Source organism: Pontimicrobium sp. MEBiC01747, assembly GCF_053601635.1.
This window is the reverse complement of sequence record NZ_JBSHNS010000105.1, coordinates 24,877-31,613: the sequence shown is the minus strand read 5'-3', so window position 1 is coordinate 31,613 and position 6,737 is coordinate 24,877. Positions and strand designations below refer to the sequence as shown.

Here is a 6,737-nt window from a genome sequence, read left to right as displayed (position 1 = left end):
TAAAGTCCAATTGTTTAATGTCTCTTTTTAATTATAAAAAACACATGCCCTCTTAATTTGATTTATTAAATACTTAGTTAAAGTATAATCGCTTTACTTACTAATGGGTAACCCTTTTTTATAGGTTGTTACAGTTTTTTTTATAAAAAATATGACTAATTATTTTAATTAAATTATGAAAAGTTAGTCTAAATTTATAAATAACAACCTATTTAACAGGTACACTCCTCTATTTAACCAATATTTAATATTATTTTTGGCTTTGTAAATGTTTATTAATCATTTTAATATTGAAACACTATTTTTAGTTTAAATATTATTTTTGATAGAGTTAGCTCTATTTTTTGTAACTTTTTAATTTAATATGCACACTAATTAAATAGTTTTATCAGTTAACTCTATATTTATATATTTAATTTTTAAATACTAAAAACAACCACCCTCACTTTATTAAGTAAATACTATGAAAAAAATCCCTGGATACAATCTTCAAGAAATTTTAATAGTACTTGTTATTATAGGTATTTTATTATTACTAGCATTACCTAATTTAATGCCTTTAATAGGTAGAGCAAGAAGTATAGAAGCACAAACACAGTTAGCACATATACATAACTCCCAAACTACACATCGTTATATGTACTCTAAATATTCTCATGATTTAAGTGAAATAGACTTTGAAGCACCAAAAACGGTTAACGAAAATGGCAAGGCCAATTATACATACGAAATCTTAAGTGCAGATAGTAATACATTTAAAGCAAGAGCAACTGCCGTAACTGATTTTGATGGAGATGGTATATTTAATGTTTGGGAAATAGATGAAAATGGAACTCCAAAACAAATTGTAAAAGATTAACATTAATGATATTAAGCATTAAGATACTATTAATTATCAGCTTATTATTTGTGTTTTTACAAGATGTAAAAACACGAGAAGTATATTGGATTTTATTCCCTGTAATAGCTAGTTGTTGTGGTATTTTACATTATCAAAATGTGGTATATAGCACTTTTATTTATGCCGTAGGAGTTAATTTTATATTTATCAGCTTAATGTTACTTGTTATTTATTTATATTCAAAATATAAATTAAAAATGGCATTTAAAAACACGTTTGGATTAGGAGACGTCTTGCTATTTATAGGGTTAACACTCTCATTTTCAACCACCTCATTCATTATTTTGTTTGTATTCTCTCTTGTCTTTGCTTTAGTCTTACACTTATTTTTTAAAACTAAAACAAAAATAGCATCGGTGCCACTAGCAGGTTATTTAAGTTTATTTTTTGCATCTGTATATGTTTCACATTGGCTAGGAGCTATACCTTATATTTATATTATTTAATTTATATTGAAACACTCTTTTAACATAGCAACCCCTTTATTGCAGCTTATTAGCAGCGAGCAAGCTTATCATTATAATATCATTCCAATTAAGGTAGATGATACTACTTTAGTTTTTAAAACCGACAATCCGACAGATAATTTAAAACAAGAACTACAAATTGTTTTAGGTAAAACTGTAGAACTCATTGAAGAATCTACAGAAAATATACAATATTATTTAGCAACTAATTTTAGACAACGCAACACCAATAAAGTTGAAGATTTACATTACAGTAATGATTTTCTAGAGAAACTCTTACAATCTGCAAAAGATATTGGTAGTAGTGATATTCACTTTGAGCCTTACGAATTAAAATGTCGTGTTCGTTTTCGTTTAGACGGAAAATTAAAAGAGCAGTTTTTAATATCTATACAAGAATACCCTGTAATAGTTAATAAGCTAAAAATTAAAGCTGGTTTAGATATTTCGGAGAAACGATTACCACAAGACGGGCGCATTACCGTAAAAACAGATAGAGATGAATTTGATATTCGTGTGTCTTCACTTCCAACATTACATGGCGAAAAATTAGTTTTGCGTATTTTGAGTAAAGATACTAATCATATAAATTTAAGTGATTTAGGGTTTACAGAAAAAGAACTTAAAACGTATAAAGAAACCATTAAAAAACCTAATGGTATTATTCTTATTTCTGGCCCTACTGGTTCAGGAAAAACAACTACATTATATGCCACGTTAAAATTATTGAATGATGACCAAACCAATATTTTAACTATAGAAGATCCTATAGAGTATACATTAGAGGGTATTAATCAGGTACAGCTTAAAGAAAATATAGGTTTAGATTTTGCTAGTACGCTTCGCACATTTTTACGTCAAGATCCCGACGTTATTATGGTTGGTGAAATTCGTGATGCTAAAACAGCAAATATGGCTATTAGAGCAGCACTTACAGGGCATTTAGTGTTATCAACAATTCATACTAATTCTGCTTGGGCAACCATTTCTAGATTAATAGACATGGATATTCCTTCTTTTTTAATTGCAAGTACTTTAAATGTTAGTGTAGCCCAGCGCTTAGTTAGAAAATTGTGTAATAACTGTAAAACTGAATCTCCTGTGAAAAAAGACATTTTTCCTTCAAATTTTAATATTCCAATAGATTTAAAAACACATTACAAAGCTACTGGTTGTAACCAATGCTACCACACAGGTTATATAGGCAGAAAAGCTATTTATGAAATAATACCTATTACAAAAACGTTAATAAACCACATAAAACAAAACGATTTAGAAATCGATAACTATATTGCCGAACAAGATATTTCTACATTAAAAAGTAACGCCTTAACACTTATAAAAGAAGGAATTACTTCTGTAGAAGAAGCTTATGCATTGCTATCGGATTAATACAAAATAAACGCCTCCCGTTTTTACGGGCAATATATATGAAAAAAATAGTATACTTTTTATTACTACTTAGTGTTAGTTTTTCTTTTGCGCAAAAAGAAGACCAACGTATTCAAAACATAAAACATCAGCTAGATGCCTTGTCTGTTAATACAGTTGGATTAACTGAAAATGTAAAAACCGAAATTCAAGTTACAGATATTACTCTTTCTAATTTTTTATTAGGATTATCTGAAATACATAAAGTAAATATTAATGTTGACCCTAATTTAAATCAACAAATAAAAAACAACTTTACAAATGTTACCGTTGCAGATCTTTTAGTTTTTTTATGTAAAGAATATAATTTAACAATAGATTTTACAGGAAACATATTATCTATAAAAAAATATATTGAAATTCCAAAACAACAAAAAGAACGTGTTATTCCTGTAAGCTACACTCCAAGTAATTCTAATATTTCTTTAGATGTAAAGGGAGATAAACTTTACGACGTATTTAAGCGTATTATGGATGTTACTGGGAAAAATCTTGTATTCTCCCCTGGATTAGGGAACGAATCTTTAACAGCATATATACAAGAGACTCCTTTTGATGCAGCTATGGATAAATTAGCCTTTGCTAATAACTTATATTTAGAAAAAACTAAAGATGGGTTTTACTTGTTTGAAGGAACTAATACAAATGTGGCAAATGGAAGTGTTTCACCTACAAGTTCTTCACAACAAAGACCAGTAAGAAGGCGAAAATCTAATTTCTTTTTTAAGGTTATTAATCCCGAAACTAAATTATTAGAAGTAGATTTTACAAACACACCTATTGGAGATATTATAAACGACATTGGTAATGAATTAAAAATAGATATTTTTACAGCAACACCATTAGACAAAGCAGGTAATGCTTCATTTAAAGCTAAATCCATTCATTTTGATGATTTATTAGTTAAATTATTTGAGTCTCAAGGCACGTCTAATATAACTCCTAATGGAGGGAAAGCACAAAAAAGTACTAACTCTTCACAAAGAACAGGCTTGAGCCCTTCTGGAGGAAACGCGTCTAATAACAATGAAGGCATTTTTACTTTTAAAAAAGAAAATAACATCTATTATTTTGGTACAGAAAAACAGCTAAGTGTACGTAACGTAGAAATTGTGTATTTACAATATCGCTCAGTTGAACTGTTAGATGATCCTTCAGGAGGAAATTCGAGACAAAGAAATTTTAACAACAATAGAGGTGGCAGTTTTAATTCTTATAATAACTTCTCATCATCTTCAAACAGTTTCAATAGAAATTCAGGACAAATTAATAGTTCTAGAAATCCACAAACCTCAAGCGGAACAACTTCAAAAAGCAGTGGTGAATCTAAAAGTTTATTAAGTATAGTACCTGAAGAGATTAAGGAAGGTTTAGATTTTAATACCGACTACGAACTGAATAGCTTTTATATTACTGGCCCTAGTGCAAAAATAGAGCGCTTTAAAGCCTTTATTAATAAAATAGATAAGCCCGTTCCTGTAGTACTAATAGAAGTAATGATTATAGAGGTAAGTCGATCATCTACTGTAGAAACAGGAATTGACTGGGGTATTGGAGATGCACCAACAACAACACAAGGTGGCATTTTTCCTGAAGCTAATATTAAACTAGGTGCCACAACTATTAATAAAATTATCGGAGGGTTTGATAGTTTTGGCGGTTTCAATTTAGGAAAGGTTGTTCCAAACTTTTTTGCCAATATTAAAGCTATGGAAGCTAATGGTAATTTTAAAATTCTATCAACTCCTAAGTTAGCAACATTAAATGGGCATCGTGCCACATTTTCTAATGGGCAAACTACCTATTACGGTGTAACCCAACGCGATGTTTTTGGTTCAGACAATCCACAAGTTTCTGAGATAACAAATTATTTCCCTATAGAAGCCGAATTGGGCTTAACTATAAAACCTTCAGTCTCTGGTAATGGTCAAATTTTATTAGATATTAATGTTATACAATCTAGCTTTGGAGGGCGTATAGATCCAGATGCTCCACCCAACCTTATTTCTAGAACGTTTACCTCTATAATACGCATGCAAGACCAAGACATAGCTATATTAGGAGGCTTAGAAGAAAACTCTAAAGAAAACTCTGGTAATGGTGTTCCCTTTTTAGCAAGAATACCAATTATAAAATACTTATTTAGTAAACGTAAACGTGAAGCAAAAAAATCTAAACTCTCTGTATTAATTAAGCCTACAGTTATCTATTAATGATTACTAAACTAAAAACATATTTTCAATTTGGGAACCGTTTTTGTGGTATAGAACACACTACAAAAGTAGGCGAAGCTATTATAGTAGCTTATGTTCTTAAAAAACAAAAATCTAAAATTATTACAGATTCAATTTTTAATGAAGAGACCATTAATAACATCTCTAAAAAGCTACCTAAAAAACAGCATGCTGTTTTAATTATTAATAATGAAAATGTTTTATCTAAAACAATTGAAAGTGAGCAGAACGACAACTTAAAGTTAGTTTACAAAGCCTTTCCAAACATAAATTTAGATGACTTTTATTTTGAAGTTTCACACCAAAACAATATTCATTTTATTTCTCTTTGTAGAAAAGAATATATAGATATTATAATTCGTGATTATAACAATAATAATATTTCTATTATAGACATATCATTAGGTAACATATTAATAGCCTCTATTGCAGATTTTACCACCACCAATACCATTACCTCTTCTAATGCTATTATACAATTAGATAACAAAAAAATACAAAGTATTGAAAAGACTGAGATCCCAACTATAAGTCATTACAATATTAATGGATTGAAGACATCAAATGAGGACATTTTATCATTCTCTGGAGCTCTTCAATCTGCTATAGGAAACAGTAACACTGATACTAACTTTGAAACATCTAAACTAGAACTATTAAAAACCTATACAAATGCTCGTTTCTTTAGTCAATTTATAAAACTTGCAGGCTTATTTATTTTAGCTATACTGTTAGTTAATTTTCTATTTTTCAATCATTATTTTAACAAAGCAGAGAATCTTAAACAGACCTCACAGATTAATCAAAATACCAAGCAGAAAATAGTTACACTAAATGAATCTGTAAGTAAAAGAGAAAAAATGGTAGACGACATTCTTAAAAGCAATGCTTCTAAAAGTTCTTATTATGCAAATTCAATTATACAAAGCATGCCTAATTCTATTACACTTTCTAGTTTACAATACCAACCATTACAGAAACGCATTAAACCCTCTAAAAAAATAGAATTAAACTATAATACAATAATAATTACTGGTAATTCTAATGATAAACCTGTATTTTCTATATGGGTTGATCTTTTAGAAACTAAAGATTGGATTAACAGCGCAGAAATTACAGACTATAGCGACATCTCTTCGTCATTATCTTCATTTAGTTTAAAAATTAATATTAGTAATGACTAGTAAAACAAAAAACATAACGTTACTTTTTGGTTTTTTATTAACCCTTATTATCTGCTATAAATTTGCCATTGTTAACACGCTAGAAGCTAAGCAAGAATATACACTTTTAAAAAAGCAAGAAGTCCTATTTGGTAATACACCAAAACAGTTATCTATACTAAAACAAAAAGAAAAGTATTACGATTCTATATTACAAAAATATCAACTTAACGGAAACTCTATACAAAACAACCTTTTAAAAACCATAAACTCATTTGCAAGTACAAATAATATAAAAGTTGTCACTTTTTTAGAACCTCATTTATACAAACAAAACGATTTACTTATAAAAACTTATCAATTTACTTTAGAGGGTGATTATAACTCTATTATAAAAGGAATACATATTCTAGAACAAAAAACAAAGTTTGGAGAAATCATTAATTTATCTTTTGAAAAAAAGAAGAATTTTAGAACAAATAAATACTATTTACAAGCACACGTATTACTAAAAAGCTTTGGTTAATATAAAAAAAAGAAA

At 28.6% G+C, this 6,737-nt stretch carries 6 protein-coding genes; all 6 read left to right on the top strand.

Annotated features, from left to right (window positions below):
* Positions 1–463: 463 nt before the first annotated feature.
* The 6 genes from ACVC2P_RS02230 to ACVC2P_RS02205 all read left to right on the top strand — a co-directional run bounded on the left by ACVC2P_RS02230 (position 464) and on the right by ACVC2P_RS02205 (position 6,722).
* Positions 464–859, top strand: a complete 396-nt coding sequence (locus ACVC2P_RS02230; RefSeq protein WP_452596853.1) for a prepilin-type N-terminal cleavage/methylation domain-containing protein — start codon at positions 464–466, stop codon at positions 857–859.
* Between the two features lie 239 nt (positions 860–1,098).
* Positions 1,099–1,347, top strand: coding sequence for a hypothetical protein (locus tag ACVC2P_RS02225; RefSeq protein WP_452596852.1), 249 nt, complete (start codon positions 1,099–1,101; stop codon positions 1,345–1,347).
* A 3-nt stretch (positions 1,348–1,350) separates the two neighbouring features.
* Positions 1,351–2,760 (top strand): GspE/PulE family protein, encoded by a 1,410-nt coding sequence (locus tag ACVC2P_RS02220; protein WP_452596854.1) that lies wholly within the window; start codon positions 1,351–1,353, stop codon positions 2,758–2,760.
* Positions 2,761–2,798: 38 nt separating this feature from the next.
* The gene (locus tag ACVC2P_RS02215; protein WP_452596851.1) at positions 2,799–5,012 is read left to right on the top strand and encodes a type II secretion system protein GspD; all 2,214 of its coding nucleotides are present in this window, start codon (positions 2,799–2,801) and stop codon (positions 5,010–5,012) included.
* Positions 5,012–6,217, top strand: coding sequence for a hypothetical protein (locus ACVC2P_RS02210; protein ID WP_452596850.1), 1,206 nt, complete (start codon positions 5,012–5,014; stop codon positions 6,215–6,217). Before ACVC2P_RS02215 ends, ACVC2P_RS02210 begins: the two co-directional genes overlap by 1 nt.
* Positions 6,210–6,722: a hypothetical protein gene (locus tag ACVC2P_RS02205; protein WP_452596849.1), complete on the top strand. Its 513-nt coding sequence runs from the start codon at positions 6,210–6,212 to the stop codon at positions 6,720–6,722. The genes ACVC2P_RS02210 and ACVC2P_RS02205 overlap by 8 nt, the downstream gene beginning before the upstream one ends.
* Positions 6,723–6,737 lie beyond the last annotated feature (15 nt).

Excerpts from the sequence above, each read along its gene's own strand:
- ACVC2P_RS02230 (WP_452596853.1), top strand. The coding sequence starts at position 464 with ATGAAAAAAATCCCTGGATACAATCTTCAAGAAATTTTAATAGTACTT.
- ACVC2P_RS02225 (WP_452596852.1), top strand. The coding sequence starts at position 1,099 with ATGGCATTTAAAAACACGTTTGGATTAGGAGACGTCTTGCTATTTATA.
- ACVC2P_RS02215 (WP_452596851.1), top strand. The coding sequence starts at position 2,799 with ATGAAAAAAATAGTATACTTTTTATTACTACTTAGTGTTAGTTTTTCT.
- ACVC2P_RS02210 (WP_452596850.1), top strand. The coding sequence starts at position 5,012 with ATGATTACTAAACTAAAAACATATTTTCAATTTGGGAACCGTTTTTGT.
- ACVC2P_RS02205 (WP_452596849.1), top strand. The coding sequence starts at position 6,210 with ATGACTAGTAAAACAAAAAACATAACGTTACTTTTTGGTTTTTTATTA.